Consider the following 23,883-nt stretch of genomic DNA (forward strand, 5'->3'; position numbering starts at 1 on the left):
GGTCACCCAGAAAGGGCGGTCGGTCCCGGGGACGCCCGGGGCCGACCGCAACCGGCCGAACGATCCGAGACCCCACCGTCCCGCTCCCCCACACTCCCCGTGCTCCCCGCACTCCCGTGCTCCCCGCACTCCCCTCAGGGCCCCGCGCGCGACCGGAATCGCGCTGCGGGGCCCTTGCGTTGCCCGCCTCCAGGGAACGTGACGCGCGTCACATAAAGATCTCGTGAGCGGGCTACAACCAATCCCCCAGGTCACCGGTCATCTATGCAGCACCACCAAGAAGCTGGAGGGGCGCTGCACTCGGAGGGGGGTGCAGCGCCCTTTCCACTTTTCTGGAATGTCCCCGGAGAGCCCGTGGATCTCCCGGGGATTCGCTCAGGCCTTCTTCGGCGGGACCGCCGGGATGCCGAGGAACGGCAGCTTCAGCGCGCCGAAGGCCTCCGCCGGGACCGCGGGCGACTTCGGCTCGACCGGCGCCAGCCGGACGTACGCCTCGCCCTGGCGCGGACGCTGGTCCTCCTCGCCCTTGTTGGGCCAGAACGACATGGCCCGCTCGGCCTGCGCCGTGATCGTCAGGGACGGGTTCACGCCCAGGTTGGCGGAGACGGCCGCGCCGTCGACCACCGAGATGCCGGGGTGGCCGTAGAGGCGGTGGTACGGGTCGATGACGCCGGAGTCCGCGTCCGCGCCGATCGGACAGCCGCCGAGGAAGTGGGCGGTGAGCGGGGTGCCCATGAGCTCGCCGATGTTGGAGCCGGCGAAGCCGTTGATCTCCTCGGCCATCAGGGAGGCGGCGCGGGTCGCGGCCTCGATCTGGGTCGGGTTGGGCGCACCGTGGCCCTGGCGGGCGGTGAGCAGGCCCTTCCCGAGGCCGCCGGGCTTGCGGTAGGTGGTCAGCGAGTTGTCCAGGGACTGCATGACCAGGCCGATGATGGTCCGCTCCGACCAGCGGCGGTTGGACAGCGAGCGCGCGGCGAGCGCGGGGTGCTTGACCAGCTCCAGGAACCACCTGCGGACCCGGTGCGCGCCGTAGGGCACCTGGAGGACGGTCATGCCGCCCATGGAGTTGGAGCCCTTGCCGTAGCGGACCGGCTCGATGTGGGTGTTCTCGTCCGGGTGGATCGACGAGGTGATCGCGACGCCCTTGGTGAAGTCGACCCGCTCCTTGCCGTGCCGCTTGCGGTAGCGGCGGTCGGTGGTCTGCGAGCCCACGAGAGCCTCGGAGTTGGTGCGGGTGAGTTCGCCGAGGCGGCGGGAGATCCCGGGCAGCAGGCCGGTGTCCTTCATCCGGTGCAGCAGCGTCTGCGTGCCGTACGTGCCGGCCGCGATCACCACCCGGCGGGCGGTGAAGGTGCGGCCCGCGCCCTTCTTCCGGTTGTCGGTGGGCAGCGTCCTGACGGCGTAGCCGCCGCGCGAGTCCTCGGTGACGGCGACGACCGTGGTCATGGGGTGGACGACGGCGCCGGCCTTCTCGGCGAGGTAGAGGTAGTTCTCGTTGAGGGTGTTCTTGGCGCCGTGCCGGCAGCCGGTCATGCACTCGCCGCACTCGGTGCAGGCCTTGCGGGAGGGGCCCGCGCCGCCGAAGTACGGGTCGCCGACCTCGCCGCCCGGCTTCGCCCGCACCTTCTCCGAACCGTCGGCGTCGGAGCCGTCGCCGAAGAAGACGCCGACGGGCGCCATGTGGAAGGTGTCGCCGATGCCCATGGCCTGGGCGGTCGCCTTCAGGTGCACGTCGGACGGCGTCATCGTGGGATTGAGCCGGACGCCCAGCATCCGCTTGGCCTGGTCGTAGTACGGGGCGAGCTCCGTGCGCCAGTCGGTGATGTCCTTCCACTGCGGGTCGTCGAAGAACGGCGCCAGCGGCTCGTAGAGGGTGTTGGCGTAGTTGAGGGAGCCGCCGCCGACGCCGGCGCCCGCGAGCACCATGACGTTGCCGAGCAGATGGATGCGCTGGATGCCGTAGAGCCCGAGGGCCGGCGCCCACAGGAACCTCTTCAGGTCCCAGGAGTTCTTCGGCAGGGTCTCGCGGGTGTAGCGGCGGCCGGCTTCCAGGACGCCGACCCGGTAGCCCTTCTCGGTGAGGCGGAGAGCCGTGACCGAGCCGCCGAAGCCGGAGCCGACGACGACGACGTCGTAGTCGTACGTGCCGTCCTCGTCGTACGCGCCGTCCTCGGCCTGGTTCTGGGCAGGGGGTACCGCGGTCATGGCTCTCCTCGTACGAGAAAGGGGCTGCGAAATCGGGTGCGGTCAGCGCAGGCGCAGGGCCTTCATCGCCTTCAGGGACGCGCTCATGAAGGCCGCGTACTTCTCGTCGTCCATCCCGAAGGAGGGCGCGAGCGGGATCAGCCGCTGCTGGGCGACGGTCTGGGCCTCGGTGAACTTGAGGATGCCCTCGGAGCCGTGGCGCCGGCCGAGGCCGGAGTCCTTCATGCCGCCCATCGGGGCGCGCACGCTGCCGTACGCGGGCGCGTAGCCCTCGTTGATGTTGACGGTGCCGGTGCGCAGCCGGGCGGCGACGGCGTGCCCGCGGCGGGAGTCCCTGGTCCAGACGGACGAGTTCAGGCCGTACGGGGTGGCGTTGGCCAGCTCGACCACCTCGTCCTCGTCGCGGAAGCGGTAGATCGAGACCACCGGGCCGAAGGTCTCCTCGGCGCAGACGGCCATCGGGGCCTCGACGCCGTCCAGGATCGTCGGCTCGTAGAAGAGCGGGCCGATGTCGGGGCGGGCGACGCCGCCGGCGACCACCCTGGCGCCCTTGGCGACGGCCTCCTCGACGTGCCGGGTGACGGTCTCCAGCTGGCGCTCGCCGACCAGGGAGCCCATGTCGGCGCCGTACGCGAGGGAGTTGCCGAGCCGCATCGCCTTCGTACGGGCGGCGAAGCGCTCGACGAAGGCGTCGGCGATCGACTCGTGGACGTACAGCCGCTCGATGGATATGCACAGCTGGCCGGCGGAGGAGAAGCAGGCACGGACGGCGCCGGCGGCGGCCTTCTCGATGTCGGCGTCCTTCAGGACCAGCATGGCGTTCTTGCCGCCGAGCTCGAGGGTGACGCCGACGAGACGGGCGGCGGCGCCCTGGGCGACCTCGCGGCCGGTGCGGGTGGAGCCGGTGAAGGACACGTAGTCGGCGTGCCGGACGACCTCGGGGCCGACGACCGGGCCCTCGCCGATGACGACCTGGAAGACCTCGGCGGGCAGTCCGGCCTCGATCAGCAGGTCGCGGGCCCACAGCGCGGTGAGCGCGGTCTCCGTGTCCGGCTTCATGACGACCGCGTTGCCCGCGACGAAGGCGGGCAGGGCGTCGCCGACCGACAGCTCCAGCGGGTAGTTCCAGGGCGCGATCTGGCCGACGACGCCGCGCGGCTGGCGGAGCTCGGTGACCTTGGTGAGGGTCGGCACGACGCCGGTGTGGCGCTTGGCGCGCAGGTAGGCGGGCGCCTTGCGGCCGTAGTGGCGGGCGGCGACGGCGACCGACAGGACCTCCTCGTGGGCGTGCAGGCGCGCCTTGCCGGTCTCCAGCTGGATGAGGTCGAGGATCTCGCCCTGCCGCTGGAGGATCAGGTCGTGGAAGCGCAGCAGCACGGCGGCGCGGGCCCTGACGGGCGTCGCGGCCCAGGCGCCCTGGGCGGCGCGGGCGCGGGCGAAGGCGGAGGCGACGTCCTCGGGCGTGGACTCGGGCAGGTCCGCCAGCGCGTCCCCGGTGAAGGGGGTGTGGTTGGCGGTACGGCCGGAGCCCGCGACCCCGCGGGTGAGGCGGGCGACCAGCTCGGGCGTGACCACGTCGGCGGCGGTGCGCGCGCCGGCGGGCGCGGGCGCGACGGGGTTGGTGCCGAGGGGGGCCGCGGGGGCGACCTGGGCCGTGGTGGCGAGTGCCTGCGAGTCCGTCATGAGGGCGAGGGTAGGGGGCATTCCCCGCTTTGGGTACCCGTCGGTAACGCGTTTTCACCCACCACACACAACCGCGCCAGTGTTCGCTGGCACATAAGCCCTGATCAGGGGCTTACGGCGTCTCCGGGTGCCCTCCAGTACTTCTTCACGATGTCGAACTGCTCACGCGTCCGCTCCCAGCTGTCCTCCGGCGAGGCCATGAACAGGGCGTACTCGGTGCCGTCGTCGCCGTAGTACACCTGGTCGATCGCGTGGCGGGGTCCCGGGAAGGTCTGCTTCTCGATCCAGGTGAACTCCCACACGGCGGAATTGACCTGGTCGCGGAAGGTGTTCTGGGTCAGCCGGATCCGCTCGTACTCGGCCCGCCTCGCCACGATCTTCTCGAGGTCGAGCAGGTGCATGTACGGGTTCTCGAAGTCGGGCGAGTCGTCGATGCTGACCCGGATCCGGTGCTTGCCGTTGTCCGGGGTGTAGTCGATCTGGTCGCCGTCCTCCATCCGCTTCCAGCCGTCGGGGACGACCAGGCTGAAGCCCTCCGGGTCCTGGACCCGGTGCCAGCCGGCGGGGACGGTGCCCTTGGCCGGATCCTTGCCGTCCTTGCCCGTGTCCTTGCCCTGGGTGGTGGTGGACGTGCCGGTGCCCTTGTCGCCCGTGCCGCCCATGTGGGTCATCGCGGCGAAGACCGCGCCGCCCGCGAGCAGCCCGGCGACGACGGCCGCGAGCAGGGCGGGACGCCACCGGCCGCGGCCCCCGGCGGAGCCCGCGCCGCTGCCGCCGCCCGGCAGACCGGGGACGGTCGCGCCGGCGGATGCCGGGGCGGGGGTCGCCGTGGCGGGCGCGGCCGCCTGGACGGCCGCGGGGTCGTCGTGCGGCACGGGCAGCGGGGTCGTCACCGAGGGCGCGGCCTCGGCCAGTTCCTCCGCACCCACCCGCTGCGTCGGCACGTACGCCTGCGCGGCCTGCGGCGCCCGGCCCTCCATGGCGTCGAGCAGCATCCGCTCGGCCTCGTCGGCGCGCGGGCGCTGCTCCGGGTCCTTGCGCAGCAGCGCCACGATGACGGGGGCGAGCGGACCGGCCTTCTCGGGGTACGGCGGCTCCTCCGTCACCACGGCCTGCATCGTGCTGATCGGCGAGCTGCGGCGGAACGGCGAGTTGCCCTCCACCGCCGCGTACAGCGTGGCGCCCAGCGACCACAGGTCGGAGGCGGGACCGGGGTCGCCGCCGCGCACCCGCTCGGGGGCCAGGTAGTCGATGGAGCCGACGAGTTCACCCGTGCGGGTGATCGAGGAGTCGCCCTCGATGGCGGCGATCCCGAAGTCGGTGATGAGGACCCGGCCGTCGCGCGCGAGCAGCACGTTGCCCGGCTTCACGTCCCGGTGCAGCACCCCGGCGGCGTGCGCCGCGCGCAGCGCGCCGAGGACGTGCAGCCCGACCCGGGCCGCCTCGCGCGGCTCGATCGTGCCGGCCTCCTTCGCCGCGTCCGCGAGCGAGGGCCCGTCCACGTACTGCATGACGATCCACGGCCGGTCGTCGTGCTCCAGGACGTCGTGCACGGTGACCACGCCCGGGTGGGTGATCCGGGCCGCCGCCCGTGCCTCCTTCTGCGTCCGGGCGTGCAGAACCAGCCGGTCGGCCTCGGCCACGAACCGGCCCGCCGTCAACTCCTTGACGGCCACCACACGGTGCAGCACCTCGTCGTGCGCGCGCCAGACCTTGCCCATGCCGCCGCGCCCGATGGACTCGCCCAACCGGTAGCGCCCGGCGAGCAGCAGCCCGGTGCCGGTGCTCTCAGAATGTTCCACGTGCCCCCGCCTGTTTGCTTCGTAGGCAAGGTTACGGAGAAGGGTGCGGAACACGGAACCTCGGGGCGGGCTTTGGGAACAACCTGTAACCAGCGGCGGTTTTCAGCCACTGGCGCAGTCCGCACCTGAGGCGCCGATACGACCGGCGGGTAACCGACGGGACCGGCGGGCGGACGCGGAACCGACGGGGTGGCAGACGCGGCCGGGGGGTGGCGGACATGGCCGGCGGGTGGTCGGGCGACGACCGTGGCGGGCCGGGCGACGACCGTGGTCAGCGGGTGACGACCGCGGCGGGCCGGGCGACGACCGTGGTCAGCGGGTGACCCGGTACGCCTTCACCGCCTGGTCGTAGATCTGGGACACCTTGTCCCGCTCGTTCTCCGGGCCGATGACCTGCACGACGTGGTAGCGGCCGCCTTCGATCAGCGCCAGGTTGCGCACGAACACCTCGCGCCCCGTGCTGTCCTGCCAGGTGAACTGCCCCACCGCCATGGTCTGCTGACCGATGACGACCTGACGCAGGTCGGAGGCGCCGGACCAGGACGAGTCCCGCCAGGGCTGGAGCTCGCGCTCCTTGCTCCGCTGGTACACCAGCGGGTCCGAGCCGTTGGCCTGCACGGTGTCCCGGCCCGGCACCACGATCAGCGTGAAGTCACCGCCCGTGAAGCGCACTTGTCCGGCATCGTTGATCGGGCTGCGCCGCCAGCCGCGCGGCACGCCCACCTGGAACCCCTCGGGATCCCTGCGCAGCTCGTACCCGGCCAGGAGGGACGGGGCCGAAGGATCGACGGCGGGCGGGGTGGTGCGCGACTGCTGCGGCGCGGGCCGGGTGGCGGCACCGCCCGAGGGACCGCCGGTGCCGGCCGGGGCCGAGGACGGCGCCGGAGCACCGGACTTCGCCGGCGGCGCGCCCGTACCGCCCTTCTCCTCCCCCGCCTTGGGCAGGAACAGCACGGCGTACGCGACGGCCCCGGCGAGCAGGAGGAGGATCAGGAGCAGCAGCGTCCGGCCGAGGGCGCGCGGCGAGCCGCCGTCGCGCCCGGGTGCGCGGGGCATGCGGGCGGCGCGCTGCGGGATCTCCTCGTGCGCCAGGTCGTCGGGGTACGCCGTGTGTCCCTGGTACGCCGTCGAGTGCGCCGGCTGCTCCGCGTGCGCCGCGTACGCCGACTCGCGCGCGGCACGCCCCTTGGCGTGCCGGTGCCGGTGCCGGCCGCCCCCGGCCCCGCCGCGCCGCCGGCGCACCAGTTCGCCGCGGCGGCGCACGATCGGCAGCCGGGTGGCGTCTGGGGACGGCAGCGGCACGACGCCGATCCCGGCCTCCGGCTCGGGCGCCGAGCGGACCAGCGAGCGCAGCCAGCCGCTCAGCTCCTCGACGTCGGGGCGCTCGGTCGGGTCCTGGCGCAGCAGGGACTCCACGACGGGCCGGAGCGGACCGCACTCCTCGGCGAAGGCGGGCGGCTCCGCGCAGACCAGCTGGACCAGTTCGGCGGCGCTGTCCTCGGGGTACGGGGCGTGGCCCTGGACCGCCCGGTAGAGCAGCGCGCCGAGCGCCCACAGGTCGGTGGCGGGGCCGATGGGCGGCGCGAGGCGCCAGTGCTCGTGGACCGGACCCGCCTGCTCGGGCGCCCACCGCTCGGTGACGGCGCCGACCACGGCGATCCGGGTCTGCCGGGCCCGCTCGGCGCCCAGCCGTGTCACCGGTCCGCGGTACGCGTCGCCGGACGCGGCGGCCGGAACGGGCACGGGCTCGGGGGCCGGCCGGGGCGCGGCGGCGCGGTATCCGGCGGGTAGCGCGGGCAGCACCGGACCGCCCGTTCCCGCGGTGCCGCCGGCGGGGACGGGACGCCCGCCGTCGCGGGCCGCGTGCGGGCCGTCGCTCCAGCTGCCGGTGAGGTACGCGCGGGGCGGCGGGCCGCCGGGCGTGGCGCCGGGGGGCGTGCCGTAGGTGCCGCCGGTCTCGTCGTCGTCGGGGCCGTCATCGTCGTCGTCGCCCACGCGCGACCACCACTGCGGCTCGGGAGGCGTGGGCGGGCCGGACGGCGGCGTGGGTCCGGCGGGACCGTCGGGACCGGAGGGGCCCGCAGGTCCGGCGGGCTCGGCCGGGCGCTGGGCCGGAAGGGTGCCGGTCTCCCCGATCGCGGCGGCGGCGCGTGCGCCCGCGCGGTAGGCGGCGATGGCCCCGGCCCGGGCCGCGCGCGGGTCCGCGGCGGGCGGCACGGCGGGCACGGGTACGACGGGCACGACGGACAGCTCGGGCCGCCCCGCGCGCCCGGGCCCGTACGGGGTGCCGCCGTGCGGGCCGTATCCGGTGATGCCGGGCGTGTCGGTGCCGTCCCCGTCAGGGCCGTCCTCGTAGCGGCCGTCCCCGTAGGAGCCGTCCTCGTAACGGCCGTCCCCGTAGGAGCCGTACTCGCCGGAGCCGTCTTCGTCGGCCTCCCGGCCGTCCGCGTGGTTCCCGTCAAAGTAGGCCTCGTCGTCGGCCGTCTCCTCCAGGTACGTCTCGTCGGGATACGGCTCGGAGCCGCGGGCCCGCGGCAGGAGGGTGCCCCGGGAGTCCGGAGCGTACGGCTCCGGCGCGAACGACTCCGGCTCGTGACCGCCCACCAGGGAGCGGCCGTCACCCTCATGGCCGTCGTGACCGAGGTGGCCGACGTGGCCTGAGCCGTACTCGCCGTATTCGCCGTATTCGCCGTCGTCCTCGTACGCGTCGTACGTCTCGGCCTCGTGGACGTCCGGCCCCTCGTACGGCTCCGTGGCCTGCGGTCCGGCGGCGTACGGGAACTCGTCGGCCTCCGGGACCGGCGCGTAGCCGCAGAGGGCCTCCTCGGCGGCGCCGGCCGCGAGGCCGGTGAGGACGACACGGCCGTCGTCGCAGACGAGGACGGTGCGGGCGGTGACGTTGCGGTGGGTCCAGCCGTGCGCGTGGAGGGCGCGCAGGGCGGTGAGCAGGTCGGCGCCTATCTCGGCGGCCCGGTAGGGGCTGAGCGGGCCGTCGGCGAGCAGCTCGGAGAGCGGAGCGGCGGCGACGAACTCGCTCACTATCCACAGGGATCCGGCCTCCGCGAACACGTCGAAGACCTGGTCGAGGCGCGGGTGGTCGGGGATCCGGGCGGCGGCCTGGGCCGCCTCCACGGCGCGGCGGACCGTCGGATCGGCCGGCCGGCGGGTCGCCCGGCCCTGATCCGCGTAGGGCTGGTCGTCGAGGAGTTCGGCGTCGACGACCTCGGGCAGCGGCACCTGCCGGATGCGGACTTCCTGGCCGCTGTACGTGTCGAAGGCGCGCGTCTCGACGAGTTCGTACGCGTCGGGCGGCGGCAGGGGCAGGCGGTAGCGGTCCGCGAGCACCCTTCCGGCGTAGTCGTCCACGACGCCTCCCCACGCGCCTGCCGTCCCCCGTGCCCCGCCCTCACGGTGTCGGGCGGGGCCTCTCACGATACGTGCCGCCCGTCAGTCCTTGGGGCTGAACGTGGCGAACGCGGTCTCCCGAAGCGTCTTGCACTCCGCCGCGTCCCACGCGTCGGCACGGCAGCTGATCATGATCGAGTAGCCGTGGTCGGCGTCGACCTTGAACCCCCGGTTCAGTATCCGGATCCGCTGGCCGCCCTGGTTGCGCTCGAACTCCCAGTCCGCGACGGTCGGGTAGCCCTTGTACGAGACCGGGCTGATGCCGATGTGCTTGTAGCCGTTGCTGGAGGCGGCGACCCCGGCCATCGCGGCGCTCCAGGCGGCGGCCGCGTCGTCCTTCGGGCTGTCGTTGTAGTCGACCTGGACGCGCGGGAACGAGCCCTTGGCGGCGTTGAAGATGCCGCCGGAGTTCTGGCCCGCTATGTCGGTCATCCGGAAGGAGCCCGGCATCGCCATCGAGAAGTGGAACCGGTCGTTGGTGACCATCACGTAGCCCGGGGGCAGCTTGGACCCGTCGCCGCCGTCGGCCCCGTCGCCGCCGTCCTGGTCGCCACCGGGCGACCCGGACGGCGTGGTGCCGGTCTGGCCGCCGTTGACCGCGGGCTTGCCGCCGCTGCCCTGCTGGGCCGGGTCGCTCGGCGACTTGTCGGTGTTCTGGCCGTCGGCCCCGCCGGAGGAGCTGCCGGCCGAGGCGGTGGTGCCGGCGGTGTTCCCGCCCTTGCCCTGGTCGGCGCCCTTCTGGCCGCCGCCGAGGGCGACGTACAGGATGGTGCCGAGCAGCGCGACGAGCACGACCGCGGCGATGATGACCAGGGTGCGGCGCGGCACCACGTCGGTGAGCGAGGCCCTGGCCGTGGCGGGCCGGTCCGGCGTACCCGCTCCGGTGGCCGGGCGCTTGGGTTCGGTCCTGGCCGCGGCGGCGGCGTTGCGCACGGACTTCAGGGCGCCGCGCATCCGCTCGGCCGCCACGTCGGCGGGCTTCGCGGACTTGGCCGGGTCGCCGGAACCGGCCGGCGGGCCCTCGGGCAGCGGGGGCAGCGGTACGACCCGGGTCGCCTCGGGCGAGGGCGCCGGCGGTGCCTCGGGCGCGTCGAGCACGGCGCGCAGCAGGGTCCGCGCGCCCGCGTCGTCGAGGCGCTGGGCGGGGTCCTTGGCGAGCAGGCCGTAGATGACCTTCTCCAGCTCGGGGCCCGCGTTCTTCGGCGGGTCCACGGGCTCGGTCATCACCGCGGTGAGCGTGGCGATGGCGGAGCCCTTGTCGTAGGGCGGGCTGCCCTCGACGGCGGCGTAGAGGAGTCCGCCGAGCGACCAGAGGTCGGCGGCGGGGCCGGGCTTGTGGCCGCGGGCCCGCTCGGGCGAGATGTACGAGGGCGCGCCGACGAGCATGCCCGTGGAGGTGATCGAGGGGTCGCCCTCGACCTGGGCGATGCCGAAGTCGGTGAGGACGGCCCGGCCGTCCTCGGCGATCAGCACGTTGGACGGCTTCACGTCGCGGTGCAGGATGCCCTCGCGGTGCGCGGAACGCAGCACGTCGAGGATGGCGAGGCCGACCTCGGCGGCGCGGCGCGGGGTGAGCGTGCCGTCCTCGCGCACGGCGTCGGCGAGGGACTTGCCCTCGATGAGCTCCATGACGATCCACGGACGGTCGTCCTCGTCGACGACGTCGTAGACGGTCACGGCGCCGTTGTTGCGGATCCGGGCGATGGCCTTGGCCTCGCGCAGGGTCCGGGTGACGAGGCGTCGCTTCTCGTCCTCGTCGATGCTGTTGGGGAAGCGGAGCTCCTTGACCGCGACGGTCCGGCCGAGCGTCTCGTCGACCGCGCGCCAGACCGTGCCCATGCCGCCGCGGCCGAGGACGACGCCGAGCCGGTAGCGCCCGGCCAGCAGCCGTCCTTCGGCGGACGACGTGTCAGTGCGGCCGGTCCGCCCGCCGGTTCCGGTCGCGTCGGCGCCGAACCCGGCCGCCGGAGCGGCCCCGTCGGTGGACCTGCTGGTCTTCGCCAGGCCGACCGGCGCCTTGACGGGCGCGGGGCCCTTGCGCTCGGGTCCGGCGGCTGCGGCACCGGCGGTGGATCCGCTGCCCTTGGCCAGGCCGACGGGCGCCTTGGCGGGCTCGGCACCGCCGGCGGCGCCGGCCGGGTCGCCCGCCTTGCCGGAGGCCGTGGCCGCGGCCGCGTCCTTCGGTTCCCGCGCGGCCTTCCGGGTGCCCATCACGCTGGTGGGCGTGTCCGTGGGCCGGTCGTCCTCCGGCTCCGCGGCCGACCGGCCGTCACCAGCCGCGGCGGCCTTCGGTTCCTCTGGCGCCTCCGGTCCCCCGGACGCCGTCGACTCCTCGGGCGCCTTGGTGTCCTTCGACTCCGTCGCGTCCTTGTCCCGCTCCGCCTTGCGCGCGGCCGGAACCGCACCCCGGTCGCCGTCGGTGGCGGCGCCCGCGGCGGAGTCCCGCCGGGGGTCCTGCCCCGAGTCCCGCGACTGCTCCGCCTCCGACATGCGTCCCCTCTGCGATCCCTGTTTCTCGCCCGCGTCCGGCGCTCCCGCTCGATGCGGCAACCCGCCCTGGAAGAGAGCTCATTGTCCCTCACTCCGGGACCGCTGACTCCCCCGGGTCCGCACTCCGAGAACGTCGGACACCTCCCAGAGGTGCCCTGATCGGGTCAGATCGGCACGATGTCAGGCGCGCCGAGCCGTGCCGCGTCCGCCGTGAGGTCGTCCGGCTGGCGCTGCGACTCGCGTTCCGCCTCGACCCTCTTCTCGTAGTGTTCGACCTCCTTGTCGATCTGCCGGGCGTCCCAGCCGAGGACGGGCGCCATGAGTTCGGCGCACTCACGGGCGCTCAGAGTGCCCCGGTCGAAGGTCTCGATGGAGATCCGGGTGCGCCGGGTGAGGACGTCGTCGAGGTGGCGGGCGCCCTCGTGCGAGGCGGCGTAGACGATCTCTGCCTTCAGGTAGTCCTCGGCCGCGGGCAGGGGTTTGCCGAGGGCCGGGTCGGCGGTGACGAGGCCGAGGATCTCCTCCGTCAGGGAGCCGTAGCGGTTGAGCAGATGCTCGACGCGGGCCACGTGGAGTCCCGCGCGCGCGGCGATTCCGGCGCGGGCGTTCCACAACGCCCGGTAGCCCTCGGCGCCGAGCAGCGGGGTGTCCTCGGTGACGCACGCGGCGACGCGCTTGTCGAGCGCGTGGACCGCCTCGTCCACGGCGTCCTTGGCCATGACGCGGTAGGTCGTGTACTTGCCGCCGGCGACGACGACCAGGCCGGGCACCGGGTGGGCGACGGTGTGTTCGCGGGAGAGCTTGCTGGTGGCGTCGGACTCGCCGGCCAGCAGGGGCCGCAGGCCCGCGTAGACGCCCTGGACGTCGTCGCGGGTGAGCGGCGTCGAGAGCACGCTGTTGACGTGCTCCAGGAGGTAGTCGATGTCGGCGCTGGAGGCGGCCGGATGGGCCTTGTCGAGGTCCCAGTCGGTGTCGGTGGTGCCGATGATCCAGTGCCGGCCCCAGGGGATGACGAACAGTACGGACTTCTCGGTGCGCAGGATGAGTCCGGTGGTGGAGTGGATGCGGTCCTTGGGCACGACGAGGTGGATGCCCTTGGAGGCGCGGACGTGGAACTGGCCGCGCTCGCCGATGAGCGCCTGGGTGTCGTCGGTCCACACGCCGGTGGCGTTCACGACCTGACGGGCCCTGACCTCGTACTCGCCGCCGGTCTCGACGTCCCGGACGCGGGCGCCGACCACCCGCTCGCCCTCGCGCAGGAAGCCGACGACCCGGGCCCGGGCGGCGACCCGCGCCCCGTAACTCGCGGCGGTGCGGACGAGGGTGGTGACGAAGCGGGCGTCGTCCATCTGGGCGTCGTAGTACTGCAGGGCGCCGACGAGGGCGTCCTTGCGCAGGCAGGGGGCGACGCGCAGGGCGTGCCGGCGGCTGAGGTGGCGGTGGACGGGCAGGCCGCGGCCGTGCCCGGAGGAGACCGACATCGCGTCGTACAGCGCGACGCCCGAGCCCGCGTACAGCCGCTCCCAGCCCTTGTGCTGCAGCGGGTAGAGGAACGGGACGGGTTTGACGAGGTGGGGCGCGAGCCGCTCGAGGAGCAGACCGCGCTCCTTGAGGGCCTCGCGGACCAGGGCGAAGTCGAGCATCTCCAGATAGCGCAGGCCGCCGTGGATCAGCTTGCTCGACCGGCTGGACGTGCCGGAGGCCCAGTCGCGGGCCTCGACGAGCCCGGTGGAGAGGCCTCTGGTGACGGCGTCCAGGGCGGTGCCCGCGCCGACGACTCCGGCGCCCACGACCAGGACGTCCAGTTCGTGCTCGGCCATCGCCGCGAGCGCCTCGGCGCGCTCGGCGGGTCCCAGTGTCGCTGTCCTCACGGTTGCTGCCTCCCGTCGTCCCCCGACTGTCCAGCACGCGAACCGGGCCCGTGTGGTCCGGCTCACAGACTCGATTCTGTCCCGGCACCCCGACTTCAGCCACCGCCCCTGCCCCACCCTGTGGATAACACTCGGCGACCTGCGGGCCCACAATGCCGCACAACGGTCATATTTACTCTTAGTCTGACATCGCGTCGGCCTCTCTCGGTCCACAGGGCTTGCGCACCGCGTCCCCTCCGGCTACTGGGAAGGACGGCCCACCCCCATGCCCGCTGATCTCGCCGTCATCGGCCTCGGCCACCACGGACTCCCCCTCGCCCAAGCAGCCACCGCGGCCGGTGTCGCCACCGTCGGCTACGACACCGATCCCCGCGCCGTCGCCGAACTCGCCGCCGGGCGTCCCCCCGTCGACGGCTCCCTCACCGCCGCCGAGATCCGCCGCATGGTCTCGTCGGGCTTCCGGCCCGCGACCGACCCGGCCGAACTCGGTCGCGTCCGCACCGCCGTCATCTGCGCGCCCACCCCGCCGGGGCCCGACGGCACCCTCGACCTCACGCCCGTGACCGACGCCGCCCGCGCCCTCGCCGCCCGGCTGCGCCCCCACACCACCGTCCTCCTGGAGTCCCCCGTGCCGCCCGGCACCACCGAGGGCCCGCTGCGCGAACTCCTGGAGAAGGGCTCGGGGCTGCGCGCCGGGCGCGACTTCCACCTCGCGTACTCGCCCGGCCGCCTCGACCCCGGCAGCCGCGTCCAAGGCGGCGCGCGCGGGCTCGCCGCCGCGCCCAAGGTGATCGGCGGCCTGACGCCCGCCTGCACCGAGTCCGCCGCCGCCTTCTACGGGCGGCTCACCGACAAGGTGGTCCGCGCGCGCGGACCGCGCGAGGCCGAGACGGTCAAGCTCCTGGAGACCAACTTCCGGCACGTCAACATCGCCCTGGTCAACGAGATGGCGGTGCTCTGCCACGAACTCGGCGTCGACCTCTGGGACGTCATCCGCTGCGCCGAGACCAAGCCCTTCGGCTTCCAGGCCTTCCGGCCCGGCCCCGGCGTCGGCGGCCACGGCGTCCCCGTCGAGCGCCTGCCCGGCCACCGCCCGCTGCGCCTGGTCGAACTCGCCGGCCAGGTCAACGAGCGGATGCCCCAGTACGTGGTGCAGCGCTGCGCCACGCTCCTCAACGAGCACGGCAAGTCGGCGCGCGGCGCACGGATCCTGCTGCTCGGGATCACGTACAAGCCGGACCTCGCCGACCGGCAGGGCGCGCCCGCCGACGAGATCGCCCGCCGCCTGATGGACCTGGGCGCGGCGGTCAGCTACCACGACCCGTACGTCACCGACTGGCGCGTGCGCGACCTGCCCGTCCCGCGCGCCGACTCCCTCTACGAGGCCGCCGCCCACGCCGACCTGACGATCCTGCTCCAGCACCACCGCACGTACGACCTGCAGGGCCTGTCGGTGAAGGCCCAGCTCCTCCTCGACACCCGCGGCGCGACCCCGGCGGGAGCGGCGCACCGGCTGTGACGGGAGGGCGCGCGCGAGCGCCCCGCCGTACGACGACGAGGGCCCCGCACCACCCGGTGCGGGGCCCTCGTCGTACGCAGGAGGCGGGTCAGCGCTTGTGCTCGGATTCGGCGACCGTGACCTCGACGCGCTGGAACTCCTTCAGCTCGCTGTAGCCCGTGGTGGCCATGGCGCGGCGCAGGGCGCCGAAGAAGTTCATCGAGCCGTCGGGGGTGTGGGACGGGCCCGCGAGGATCTCCTCGGTGGTGCCGACCATGCCGAGGTCGACCAGCTTGCCGCGCGGCACGTCCTCGTGGACGGCCTCCATGCCCCAGTGGTGGCCCCTGCCGGGGGCGTCCGTGGCACGGGCCAGCGGGGAGCCCATCATGACCGCGTCCGCGCCGCAGGCGATGGCCTTGGGCAGGTCGCCGGACCAGCCCACGCCGCCGTCGGCGATCACGTGCACGTAGCGGCCGCCGGACTCGTCCATGTAGTCGCGGCGGGCCGCGGCCACGTCGGCGACGGCGGTGGCCATCGGGACCTGGATGCCGAGCACGTTGCGCGTGGTGTGCGCGGCGCCACCGCCGAAGCCGACCAGGACGCCCGCGGCGCCGGTGCGCATCAGGTGCAGGGCGGCGGTGTACGTGGCGCAGCCGCCGACGATCACCGGCACGTCGAGCTCGTAGATGAACTGCTTCAGGTTCAGCGGCTCGGCGGCGCCGGAGACGTGCTCGGCGGAGACGGTCGTGCCGCGGATCACGAAGATGTCCACGCCGGCGTCGACCACGGCCTTGGAGAACTGCGCGGTGCGCTGCGGGGAGAGCGCGGCGGCGGTGACCACACCCGAGTCGCGCACCTCCTTGATGCGCTGCCCGATCAGCTCCTCCTTGATCGGAGCGGCGTAGATCTCCTGCAGACGGCGGGTCGCGGTCGCCTCGTCGAGCTCGGCGATCTCGTCGAGCAGCGGCTGCGGGTCCTCGTAGCGGGTCCACAGGCCCTCGAGGTTCAGCACGCCGAGGCCGCCCAGCTCGCCGATGCGGATGGCGGTCTGCGGCGAGACGACGGAGTCCATGGGGGCGGCCAGGAACGGCAGCTCGAAGCGGTAGGCGTCGATCTGCCAGGCGATCGAGACCTCCTTCGGGTCCCGGGTGCGCCGGCTCGGTACGACGGCGATGTCGTCGAACGCGTACGCCCTGCGGCCGCGCTTGCCGCGCCCGATCTCGATCTCAGTCACGTTGTGTGGCCTTTCCCTCTGTGTCTGCGCCTACCAGTATCCCCGACGCACGCCGAAGGGGCGGCTCCGGCCATATGCCGGAACCACCCCCACGGATCGCGCTGTGTGACCGGAAGCTACTTCCGGCTGTAGTTCGGCGCCTCGACCGTCATCTGGATGTCGTGCGGGTGGCTCTCCTTGAGACCCGCCGCCGTGATCCGGACGAAGCGGCCCTTGGACTCCATCTCCTCGACCGTGGCTGCGCCCACGTAGCCCATGGTCTGGCGCAGGCCGCCGACGAGCTGGTGCAGGACGTTGGCCAGCGGGCCGCGGTAGGGCACCTGGCCCTCGATGCCCTCGGGCACGAGCTTGTCGTCGGAGGCGACCTCGGCCTGGAAGTAGCGGTCCTTCGAGTAGGACCGGCCCTGGCCGCGGGACTGCATGGCGCCGAGCGAACCCATGCCGCGGTACGACTTGAACTGCTTGCCGTTGATGAAGAGCAGCTCGCCGGGCGACTCCTCGCAGCCCGCGAGCAGGCTGCCGAGCATCACGGTGTCGGCGCCGGCGGCCAGCGCCTTGCCGATGTCGCCGGAGTACTGCAGACCACCGTCGCCGATCAGCGGGATGCCGGCCGGACGCGCCGCCAGCGAGGCCTCGTAGATGGCGCTGACCTGCGGGACACCGATGCCCGCGACCACGCGGGTGGTGCAGATCGAGCCCGGGCCCACGCCGACCTTGATGCCGTCGACACCGGCGTCGATCATCGCCTGGGCGCCGTCACGCGTGGCGACGTTGCCGCCGATCACGTCGACGTTCACGCTCGACTTGATCTTCGCCATCCAGCTCAGGGCGTTGCTGTTGTGGCCGTGCGAGGTGTCGACGACCAGGAAGTCCACGCCGGCCCCGGCGAGCGCCTGGGCGCGCTCCAGGGACTCCGGGCTGGCGCCCACGGCGGCACCCACGAGCAGGCGGCCCTCGGCGTCCTTCGCCGCGTTCGGGTACTTCTCCGCCTTGACGAAGTCCTTGACGGTGATGAGGCCCTTGAGCACGCCCTGGTCGTCGACCAGGGGCAGCTTCTCGATCTTGTGCCGGCGCAGCAGCTCCATGGCGTCGACGCCGGAGATGCCGACCTTGCCGGTGACCAGCGGCATCGGCGTCATGACCTCGCGGACCTGACGGCTGCGGTCGCTCTCGAAGGCCATGTCGCGGTTGGTCACGATGCCGAGGAGCTTGCCGTCGGGGCTGGTGACGGGGACACCGCTGATGCGGAACTTGGCGCACAGCGCGTCCGCCTCGGCGAGCGTCGCCTCCGGGTGCACCGTGATGGGGTCGGTGACCATGCCGGACTCGGAACGCTTGACCAGGTCGACCTGGTTGACCTGGTCCTCGACCGAGAGGTTCCGGTGCAGCACGCCGACGCCGCCCAGACGGGCCATCGCGATCGCCATGCGGGACTCGGTCACCTTGTCCATCGCCGCCGAGAGCAGCGGGATGTTCACCCGGACGTTGCGGGAGATGCGGGACGAGGTGTCGACCGCGTTGGGGAGCACCTCGGATGCACCCGGCAGCAACAGCACATCGTCGTAGGTCAGCCCGAGTGTCGCGAATTTCTCGGGCACTCCGTCGACGTTGGTCATGACACCTTCCCCAATGGCCTTGATCGGTGCGGATGTCCATGCTAACGGCCCGCGGCGGTGTCTCATTCCACGATCAAGATCAGCCGGCAGCTTTGGATGTTCCTACGTGTACGTGAGGGACACCGGCGGACGGTGACCCTTACTGCTCGGCCAGCGCCCGCAGCCGGCTCAACGCCCGGTGCTGGGCCACCCGCACGGCACCCGGGGACATGCCGAGCATCTGCCCGGTCTCCTCGGCGGTCAGGCCGACGGCCACCCGCAGCACGAGCAGCTCGCGCTGGTTCTCCGGGAGGTTGGCGAGCAGCTTCTTGGCCCATTCGGCGTCGTCACTGAGCAGCGCGCGCTCCTCGGGGCCGAGCGAGTCGTCGGGCCGCTCGGGCATCTCGTCGGAGGGCACGGCCGTCGATCCGGGGTGCCGCATGGCGGCGCGCTGGAGGTCGGCGACCTTGTGCCCGGCGATGGCGAAGACGAAGGCCTCGAAGGGCCTGCCCGTGTCCTTGTAGCGCGGCAGCGCCATGAGAACGGCCACGCAGACCTCCTGGGCGAGGTCCTCCACGAAGTGACGGGCGTCACCGGGCAGCCGGTTCAGCCGTGTACGGCAGTAGCGCAGGGCGAGCGGATGCACGCGCGCGAGGAGGTCGTGCGTGGCCTGCTCGTCCCCCTCGACGGCACGGTGAACGAGTGCTCCGATCTCCCCCTGCCCGGCAGGCACGGGTGACCCCACGGTCTCGTCGTCGCGCATCGCTCCATGGTGCCCCGGCGCCCGCTCGTTCGCGGCACCGCGCCCGTAGTTGTGCACCGAAGCGTTATGAGCAGGTGCGCCGGGACTCATCTCCTGCGCCCTCCCCTTCCGCTCGATCTCCGCCGGCTCGTCCGACTCGTTCGTCTCGTCCCCGAGGAACTCCACGTCTTCAAGGATGCGGCATTCCGCGGGGAAGTGACACAAGCCCACCCCGTCCGCCCCGCGGCGGACGGGGATACGGCCGGCGGCCGCGGGTCAGCGGACCAGGCCCCAGCGGAATCCGAGCGCGACGGCGTGCGCCCGGTCGGATGCGCCCAGCTTCTTGAAGAGGCGCCGGGCGTGGGTCTTGACCGTGTCCTCCGAGAGGAAGAGCTCGCGCCCGATCTCCGCGTTGGACCGGCCGTGGCTCATGCCTTCGAGGACCTGGATCTCACGTGCGGTGAGGGTCGGCGCGGCGCCCATCTCGGCCGAGCGCAGCCGGCGCGGGGCGAGCCGCCAGGTCGGGTCGGCGAGGGCCTGGGTGACGGTGGCCCGCAGCTCGGCGCGCGAGGCGTCCTTGTGCAGGTAGCCACGGGCACCGGCGGCGACGGCGAGCGCGACGCCGTCCAGGTCCTCGGCGACGGTGAGCATGATGATGCGGGCGCCGGGGTCGGCGGACAGCAGCCGGCGGACGGTCTCCACGCCGCCCAGACCGGGCATGCGTACGTCCATCAGGATCAGGTCCGAGCGGTCTGCGCCCCAGCGGCGGAGGACTTCCTCCCCGTTGGCCGCGGTGGTCACGCGCTCGACGCCGGGCACGGTCGCGACCGCGCGGCGCAGCGCCTCTCGGGCAAGCGGGGAGTCGTCGCAGACGAGGACGGATGTCATGCCTGACCTCCGCAACTCTCGCGGCTGAAGCGCGTCACCTTGAGCCTCCAGGGCTGGTACGAATCGTCACCTGTGCGGTTGACGCCCTCGGACACCTGCCCGAGCGCTTGTTCCTTCAACCGCCTCCGCACTCTCAACGATGGTCACTCGAAAGAGTTACGGGTCGGACGGCCGCCTTCGGCACTCTACGTAAGGGCCCGTACGCGGAGGAGAGCGTCGCAGGTCATCCGTCCTTCGCTCGAAGCTATGCCCCATTTAGCGGGTTTTCTTCCCTTTTTGCGGTGTCTGTGGCTAGATTCGCAATGAGTCATATTTACATCTACTCAGTCAGTAGTTGTACGGTCGGATCGAACCCGCGAGAGCGGGTACCCGAGACCCCACGGGGGGCGGAGGACCCCCGTTCGATCAGCCATACACCCGCCCACCTATCCGTTCGACACGGTTTCAAGGGGACAAGCGCAATGGCAGATTTCTCCCGCCTTCCCGGACCCAACGCCGATCTGTGGGACTGGCAGCTCCTCGCGGCCTGCCGAGGGGTCGACAGTTCCCTGTTCTTCCACCCCGAGGGAGAGCGCGGCGCGGCACGGAGTGCGCGCGAGAACTCGGCGAAAGAGGTCTGCATGCGGTGCCCGGTACGCGCGGAGTGCGCGGCACACGCGCTCGCCGTACGGGAGCCGTACGGCGTCTGGGGCGGCCTCACCGAGGACGAACGCGAGGAGCTCATGGGCCGGGCGCGCAACCGCCTGGTCTCCACGGCGACCGGCCACGCGACGGCGACGGCCGCCGCGGCACGGGCGTCGGCAGCAAGCTCGGCCGGCGTGACACACGCATGAAGGAACGTTTCTGCGTAGGGGTTTGACGGGGTGACACACCGGGCCGCCGGCCCGCACCCGGCCACCGCCGGTCCGGAACGCCGCACCGCACGCGGCCCGGGGGCGCGCGGCGCGGAGAGCCCGGCTCGGGCACCTGCGCGACCCCCGTACGGCCCGACCCCGGCCCACCCGTACGGCCGGACCCGCACCCGGTTCGTCGCACGGACGGACGCGGACCGGTCACCCGGACGGGCCTGCCGCCCTCACGCGGACGGCCGAGGGCGGATCACTCCGACGGCCGGGGGGCGCGCGGCAGGACGGCCCTCGGCGCTCCGCCGGTGGAGCGGGTGCGTCCACCCGTACGGACGCGGGCGGGACCACCCGTACGGACGCGGTCCCGCGTCACCCGAGTGGAGTCAGGGTCCTACGGGTTCCGGGGCGCGGCCGGCACGGGCCGCGGCGCGGGTGAGCTCGTCGAGGGTGGCGGCGACCGCCGGTACCTGCGCCAGGTCCGGAAGGGTCAGCGCCACGATCTCCCGCTCCACTGCCGGTTCGACCGTCACGGTGACGGCTCCCCTCGGCCGAACGGACTCGATCGCCAGCTCCGGCAGCACCGCCACGCCCAGGCCCGCGCTCACCAGACCCACCACGGCCGGGTAGTCGTCGGTGGCGAAGTCGATCCGGGGCGTGAAACCCGCCGTCTCGCAGACGTCGACCAGCTGGCGGCGGCAGCGCGGGCAGCCCGCGATCCACGGGTCCTCGGCGAGCTCGCCGATCGGGACCGACCCGGCACCCGCCAGCCGGTGCCCCTCGGGCACGAGGCCGACGAGCCGGTCGGCGAGGAGCGGGCGGACGACCAGGTCGTCCCAGGAGTCCGGGCCGGCCCCGTAGCGGAAGGCGAGGGCCACGTCGCAGTCGCCCTCGCGCAGCATCTCCACCGAACGCGGCGGCTCGGCCTCGACCAGGGAGACCCGGGTGCCGGGGTGGGCGGCGCGCAGGGCGGCCAGGGCGGTGGGAACCAGGGTGGAGCTGCCGCTGGGGAAGGAGACGAGGCGCACCCGACCGGCCCGCAGGCCCGCGATCGCGGCGACCTCCTCCTCGGCGGCGGTCAGCCCGGCGAGGATGCCGGCGGCGTGGCGGACCAGGGCCTCGCCGGCCTGGGTGAGCCGCATCTCGCGGCCGGTGCGCACGAGCAGGGGCGTGCCGGCGGAGGACTCGAGCGCTTTCATCTGCTGGCTCACCGCGGGCTGGGTGCAGCCGAGTTCGCGGGCGGCGGCGGAGAACGAGCCGGTCGCGGCGACGGCGCGCAGGACACGGAGGTGGCGGGCCTCGATCATGCTACGAGCATAAGCGATTCTTGGAAGCGATGCCGAATTCCATTGATCCACTTTGAGAACCCCCCCGGTCGGACCCCGGCTCCTGGTTAGGGTTCCCCTCATGGAACTACTGAGCGTGAACGTCGGCCGCGCCACGGCCGTGGACTACACCAACGCCCCCTCCGGGACGACGGGCATCGACAAGCGCCCGGTCGCCGGACCCGTACGGATCGAGGCGCCGGCCCCCGGCGGGGCCAGCGGTGTGGCCGGTGACGCCGTGTGCGACCTGCGCTTCCACGGCGGTCCGGACCGGGCGGCGTACGCGTTCGCGCGCGAGGACCTGGACAGCTGGGAGCGGGAGCTCGGCCGGCCGCTCGTCCCCGGCTCCTTCGGCGAGAACCTCACCACCCGGGGCCTCGACGTCAACAACGCCCTGATCGGCGAGCGCTGGCGGATCGGCGACGAGGTCGTGCTCGAGGTGACCGGCGGCCGCATCCCGTGCCGCACCTTCGCCGGGTTCGTCGAGGAGGGCGGCTGGGTCCGCCGTTTCAACGAGTCGGCGGCCGGTCCCGGCGCCCTGCTCCGGGTGATCGTCCCGGGCGAGGTCCGGGCCGGCGACCGGATCGAGGTCGTGCACCGCCCCGGCCACGGCGTCACCGTCGCCCGGCTGCACCACGCGGCGACGGCCGACCGCACGCTGCTGCCGGAGATGCTGGTGGCGGCCGAGTGGATGGAGTCGGGGCTGCTCGGACTCGCGCGTACGTACGCGGAGAAGTACGGGGACCGGTAGGCGAGAGGCGGACGTCCGGCAGGCGAGACGGTTTCCGCACACGGCGTTCACACCCCGCGGGTTAACGTGCCGCGTATGACGACTGCACTGATTACGGGAGCGACGGCCGGCATCGGCGCCGCCTTCGCGCGGCGGCTCGCCGCGGACGGACATGACGTGGTGCTCGTGGCGCGCGATGTGAAGCGGCTTCGGGAACAGGCGACCGAGCTGCACGACCGGCACGGGATCGAGGCCGAGGTGCTGGCGGCGGACCTGTCCGAGGAGGACGGGATCACGGCCGTGGAGGCACGGCTGTCCGACGCCAAGCGGCCGGTCGACCTCCTGGTGAACAACGCGGGGTTCGGCAACAAGGGCCGGTTCCTCGAGGTGTCCATGGCCGACGAGCTGACCATGCTGAAGGTGCACTGCGAGGCGGTGCTGCGGCTGACGTCCGCGGCGGCCGCCTCCATGCGCTCGCGGGGCCGGGGCGGGATCGTCAACGTCGCCTCGGTCGCCGCGTTCGTGCCGCGCGGCACCTACGGGGCCTCGAAGTCGTGGGTCGTGCAGTTCACCCAGGGCGCGGCGCGGGACCTCGCGGGCAGCGGGGTGCGGCTGATGGCGCTGTGCCCGGGCTTCGTCCGGACCGAGTTCCACCAGCGGGCGGGGATGGGTACGGACAACATCCCGGGCTGGATGTGGCTGGACGCGGACAAACTGGTGGCCGCGGCGCTGGGCGACCTGGCGCGGGGCAAGTCGCTGTCCATCCCCGATCCCCGTTACAAGGCGCTGATGGGTGTGGTGAAGCTGGCCCCGCGCGGTCTGCTCGGCGGCGTGTCCTCGAAGGCCGGGCGCAAGTACGGGCCGAAGTAGGCCCGTACCCGAGCAGAAGAGGAAACGTGGGCCCGGACGGGCGGGTACTCAGGGGGAGTTGAGTACCCGCGCGCTGCCAGGAGGACGGGCTGCCGGGGACGCTCGGGCCATGGACCGGAAGCTGCTGAAACTCGCTCCCTTCGTGACGGCTCTCGTGGCGGCCGCGGCCTGGGCCGCGTGGCTCGGCTGGGACCAGGTGCGTGACGTGCACCCGGACGGCTCGGTGAGCGGCCCGTACGAGGCGTGGCAGGTCGTCGGGCTCGTGCTGACCCTGCTGGCGCCGCTGTACTGGACGGCGTCCCGGCGCCATGTCACCGCCGGCGCGCTCGGCACGACGGCCGGACTCGCCGTCGCCGCCTGCGTCGACTGGTCGGACGACGCCAGCGGGCTCTACATGATCGGCGTGCTGCTGGTCCTGCTGGGGAGCCTGGCCGGGACCTTCGGCGTGTCCGCCCTGATCGCCGCCGTGACGCGGGGCCGAGGCGAAGGCCGTTCCGCGGCCGGGCCCGTCGCCTAGGCGGCTCTCGGAGGCGCCTTGTGCCGCCGGCTCCCGTAGGCACCCCTTGTGGGCAGCTCTCGTTGGGCCCCGTGCAGGCTTCCTCGTTCGCGCCGCTCGCAGGCGCCCCTCGCAGCCTTCCTCGCAGGCGCCCTCGTCAGCGCCCGCGTAGGAGAATCCTGGAGACGCTTCGATCGGGCGTCAAGA

16 protein-coding genes are annotated in these 23,883 nt (G+C 73.2%); 5 read left to right on the forward strand and 11 right to left on the reverse strand.

Annotated features, from left to right (window positions below):
- Window positions 1–375: 375 nt before the first annotated feature.
- The 6 genes from ACFY8W_RS09845 to ACFY8W_RS09870 all read right to left on the reverse strand — a co-directional run bounded on the left by ACFY8W_RS09845 (window position 376) and on the right by ACFY8W_RS09870 (window position 13,456).
- Window positions 376–2,205: a GMC oxidoreductase gene (locus ACFY8W_RS09845; RefSeq protein ID WP_391102570.1), complete on the reverse strand. Its 1,830-nt coding sequence runs from the start codon at window positions 2,203–2,205 to the stop codon at window positions 376–378.
- Window positions 2,206–2,247: 42 nt separating this feature from the next.
- Window positions 2,248–3,888: a succinic semialdehyde dehydrogenase gene (locus ACFY8W_RS09850; RefSeq protein ID WP_391102572.1), complete on the reverse strand. Its 1,641-nt coding sequence runs from the start codon at window positions 3,886–3,888 to the stop codon at window positions 2,248–2,250.
- A 104-nt stretch (window positions 3,889–3,992) separates the two neighbouring features.
- Window positions 3,993–5,690 (reverse strand): protein kinase, encoded by a 1,698-nt coding sequence (locus ACFY8W_RS09855; protein WP_391102574.1) that lies wholly within the window; start codon window positions 5,688–5,690, stop codon window positions 3,993–3,995.
- A gap of 312 nt (window positions 5,691–6,002) precedes the next feature.
- Window positions 6,003–9,056 (reverse strand): protein kinase, encoded by a 3,054-nt coding sequence (locus tag ACFY8W_RS09860; protein ID WP_391102575.1) that lies wholly within the window; start codon window positions 9,054–9,056, stop codon window positions 6,003–6,005.
- 81 nt (window positions 9,057–9,137) lie between these two features.
- Window positions 9,138–11,585: a protein kinase gene (locus ACFY8W_RS09865; protein ID WP_391102577.1), complete on the reverse strand. Its 2,448-nt coding sequence runs from the start codon at window positions 11,583–11,585 to the stop codon at window positions 9,138–9,140.
- 164 nt (window positions 11,586–11,749) lie between these two features.
- On the reverse strand, window positions 11,750–13,456 hold the full coding sequence (locus tag ACFY8W_RS09870; RefSeq protein WP_391102579.1) for an FAD-dependent oxidoreductase: 1,707 nt from the start codon (window positions 13,454–13,456) through the stop codon (window positions 11,750–11,752).
- 265 nt (window positions 13,457–13,721) lie between these two features.
- Here ACFY8W_RS09870 and ACFY8W_RS09875 point away from each other — a divergent pair, with 265 nt between their 5' ends.
- The gene (locus ACFY8W_RS09875; protein ID WP_391102581.1) at window positions 13,722–14,975 is read left to right on the forward strand and encodes a nucleotide sugar dehydrogenase; all 1,254 of its coding nucleotides are present in this window, start codon (window positions 13,722–13,724) and stop codon (window positions 14,973–14,975) included.
- A gap of 88 nt (window positions 14,976–15,063) precedes the next feature.
- On the opposite strand, the gene ACFY8W_RS09880 is transcribed toward ACFY8W_RS09875, so the two are convergent.
- The 4 genes from ACFY8W_RS09880 to ACFY8W_RS09895 all read right to left on the reverse strand — a co-directional run bounded on the left by ACFY8W_RS09880 (window position 15,064) and on the right by ACFY8W_RS09895 (window position 19,413).
- Entirely contained in the window at window positions 15,064–16,188 is a 1,125-nt protein-coding gene (locus ACFY8W_RS09880) for a GuaB3 family IMP dehydrogenase-related protein (protein ID WP_391102584.1), read from the reverse strand.
- Between the two features lie 116 nt (window positions 16,189–16,304).
- The gene (guaB, locus tag ACFY8W_RS09885; protein ID WP_391102586.1) at window positions 16,305–17,804 is read right to left on the reverse strand and encodes an IMP dehydrogenase; all 1,500 of its coding nucleotides are present in this window, start codon (window positions 17,802–17,804) and stop codon (window positions 16,305–16,307) included.
- Window positions 17,805–17,943: 139 nt separating this feature from the next.
- A complete protein-coding gene (locus tag ACFY8W_RS09890) occupies window positions 17,944–18,546 on the reverse strand; it encodes a sigma-70 family RNA polymerase sigma factor (RefSeq protein WP_365337661.1) in 603 nt (200 codons plus the stop codon).
- Between the two features lie 255 nt (window positions 18,547–18,801).
- Window positions 18,802–19,413 carry a response regulator transcription factor gene (locus ACFY8W_RS09895; protein ID WP_003948568.1) on the reverse strand — a complete coding sequence of 204 codons (612 nt, stop codon included), beginning with the start codon at window positions 19,411–19,413 and terminating at the stop codon, window positions 18,802–18,804.
- Window positions 19,414–19,874: 461 nt separating this feature from the next.
- Here ACFY8W_RS09895 and ACFY8W_RS09900 point away from each other — a divergent pair, with 461 nt between their 5' ends.
- Window positions 19,875–20,246, forward strand: a complete 372-nt coding sequence (locus ACFY8W_RS09900; RefSeq protein WP_391102589.1) for a WhiB family transcriptional regulator — start codon at window positions 19,875–19,877, stop codon at window positions 20,244–20,246.
- A 395-nt stretch (window positions 20,247–20,641) separates the two neighbouring features.
- On the opposite strand, the gene ACFY8W_RS09905 is transcribed toward ACFY8W_RS09900, so the two are convergent.
- Window positions 20,642–21,562, reverse strand: coding sequence for a LysR substrate-binding domain-containing protein (locus ACFY8W_RS09905; RefSeq protein WP_391102592.1), 921 nt, complete (start codon window positions 21,560–21,562; stop codon window positions 20,642–20,644).
- A 100-nt stretch (window positions 21,563–21,662) separates the two neighbouring features.
- Between ACFY8W_RS09905 and ACFY8W_RS09910 the strand changes: the two genes are divergently transcribed.
- The 3 genes from ACFY8W_RS09910 (at window position 21,663) to ACFY8W_RS09920 (ending at window position 23,697) form a co-directional block, all read left to right on the forward strand.
- The gene (locus tag ACFY8W_RS09910) at window positions 21,663–22,331 is read left to right on the forward strand and encodes an MOSC domain-containing protein (protein WP_391102594.1); all 669 of its coding nucleotides are present in this window, start codon (window positions 21,663–21,665) and stop codon (window positions 22,329–22,331) included.
- 75 nt (window positions 22,332–22,406) lie between these two features.
- Entirely contained in the window at window positions 22,407–23,180 is a 774-nt protein-coding gene (locus tag ACFY8W_RS09915; protein WP_391102596.1) for an SDR family NAD(P)-dependent oxidoreductase, read from the forward strand.
- Between the two features lie 109 nt (window positions 23,181–23,289).
- On the forward strand, window positions 23,290–23,697 hold the full coding sequence (locus tag ACFY8W_RS09920) for a hypothetical protein (RefSeq protein WP_391102598.1): 408 nt from the start codon (window positions 23,290–23,292) through the stop codon (window positions 23,695–23,697).
- Window positions 23,698–23,883: the final 186 nt, after the last annotated feature.

It is taken from the genome of Streptomyces sp. NPDC012637, from assembly GCF_042954805.1.
In the GTDB taxonomy this organism is placed as follows: Bacteria; Actinomycetota; Actinomycetes; order Streptomycetales; family Streptomycetaceae; genus Streptomyces.

Excerpts from the sequence above, each read along its gene's own strand:
- ACFY8W_RS09900 (WP_391102589.1), top strand. The coding sequence starts at position 19,875 with ATGGCAGATTTCTCCCGCCTTCCCGGACCCAACGCCGATCTGTGGGAC.
- ACFY8W_RS09865 (WP_391102577.1), bottom strand. The coding sequence starts at position 11,585 with ATGTCGGAGGCGGAGCAGTCGCGGGACTCGGGGCAGGACCCCCGGCGG.
- ACFY8W_RS09850 (WP_391102572.1), bottom strand. The coding sequence starts at position 3,888 with ATGACGGACTCGCAGGCACTCGCCACCACGGCCCAGGTCGCCCCCGCG.
- ACFY8W_RS09905 (WP_391102592.1), bottom strand. The coding sequence starts at position 21,562 with ATGATCGAGGCCCGCCACCTCCGTGTCCTGCGCGCCGTCGCCGCGACC.
- guaB (WP_391102586.1), bottom strand. The coding sequence starts at position 17,804 with ATGACCAACGTCGACGGAGTGCCCGAGAAATTCGCGACACTCGGGCTG.
- ACFY8W_RS09845 (WP_391102570.1), bottom strand. The coding sequence starts at position 2,205 with ATGACCGCGGTACCCCCTGCCCAGAACCAGGCCGAGGACGGCGCGTAC.
- ACFY8W_RS09915 (WP_391102596.1), top strand. The coding sequence starts at position 22,407 with ATGACGACTGCACTGATTACGGGAGCGACGGCCGGCATCGGCGCCGCC.
- ACFY8W_RS09910 (WP_391102594.1), top strand. The coding sequence starts at position 21,663 with ATGGAACTACTGAGCGTGAACGTCGGCCGCGCCACGGCCGTGGACTAC.
- ACFY8W_RS09890 (WP_365337661.1), bottom strand. The coding sequence starts at position 18,546 with ATGCGCGACGACGAGACCGTGGGGTCACCCGTGCCTGCCGGGCAGGGG.
- ACFY8W_RS09920 (WP_391102598.1), top strand. The coding sequence starts at position 23,290 with ATGGACCGGAAGCTGCTGAAACTCGCTCCCTTCGTGACGGCTCTCGTG.
- ACFY8W_RS09875 (WP_391102581.1), top strand. The coding sequence starts at position 13,722 with ATGCCCGCTGATCTCGCCGTCATCGGCCTCGGCCACCACGGACTCCCC.
- ACFY8W_RS09895 (WP_003948568.1), bottom strand. The coding sequence starts at position 19,413 with ATGACATCCGTCCTCGTCTGCGACGACTCCCCGCTTGCCCGAGAGGCG.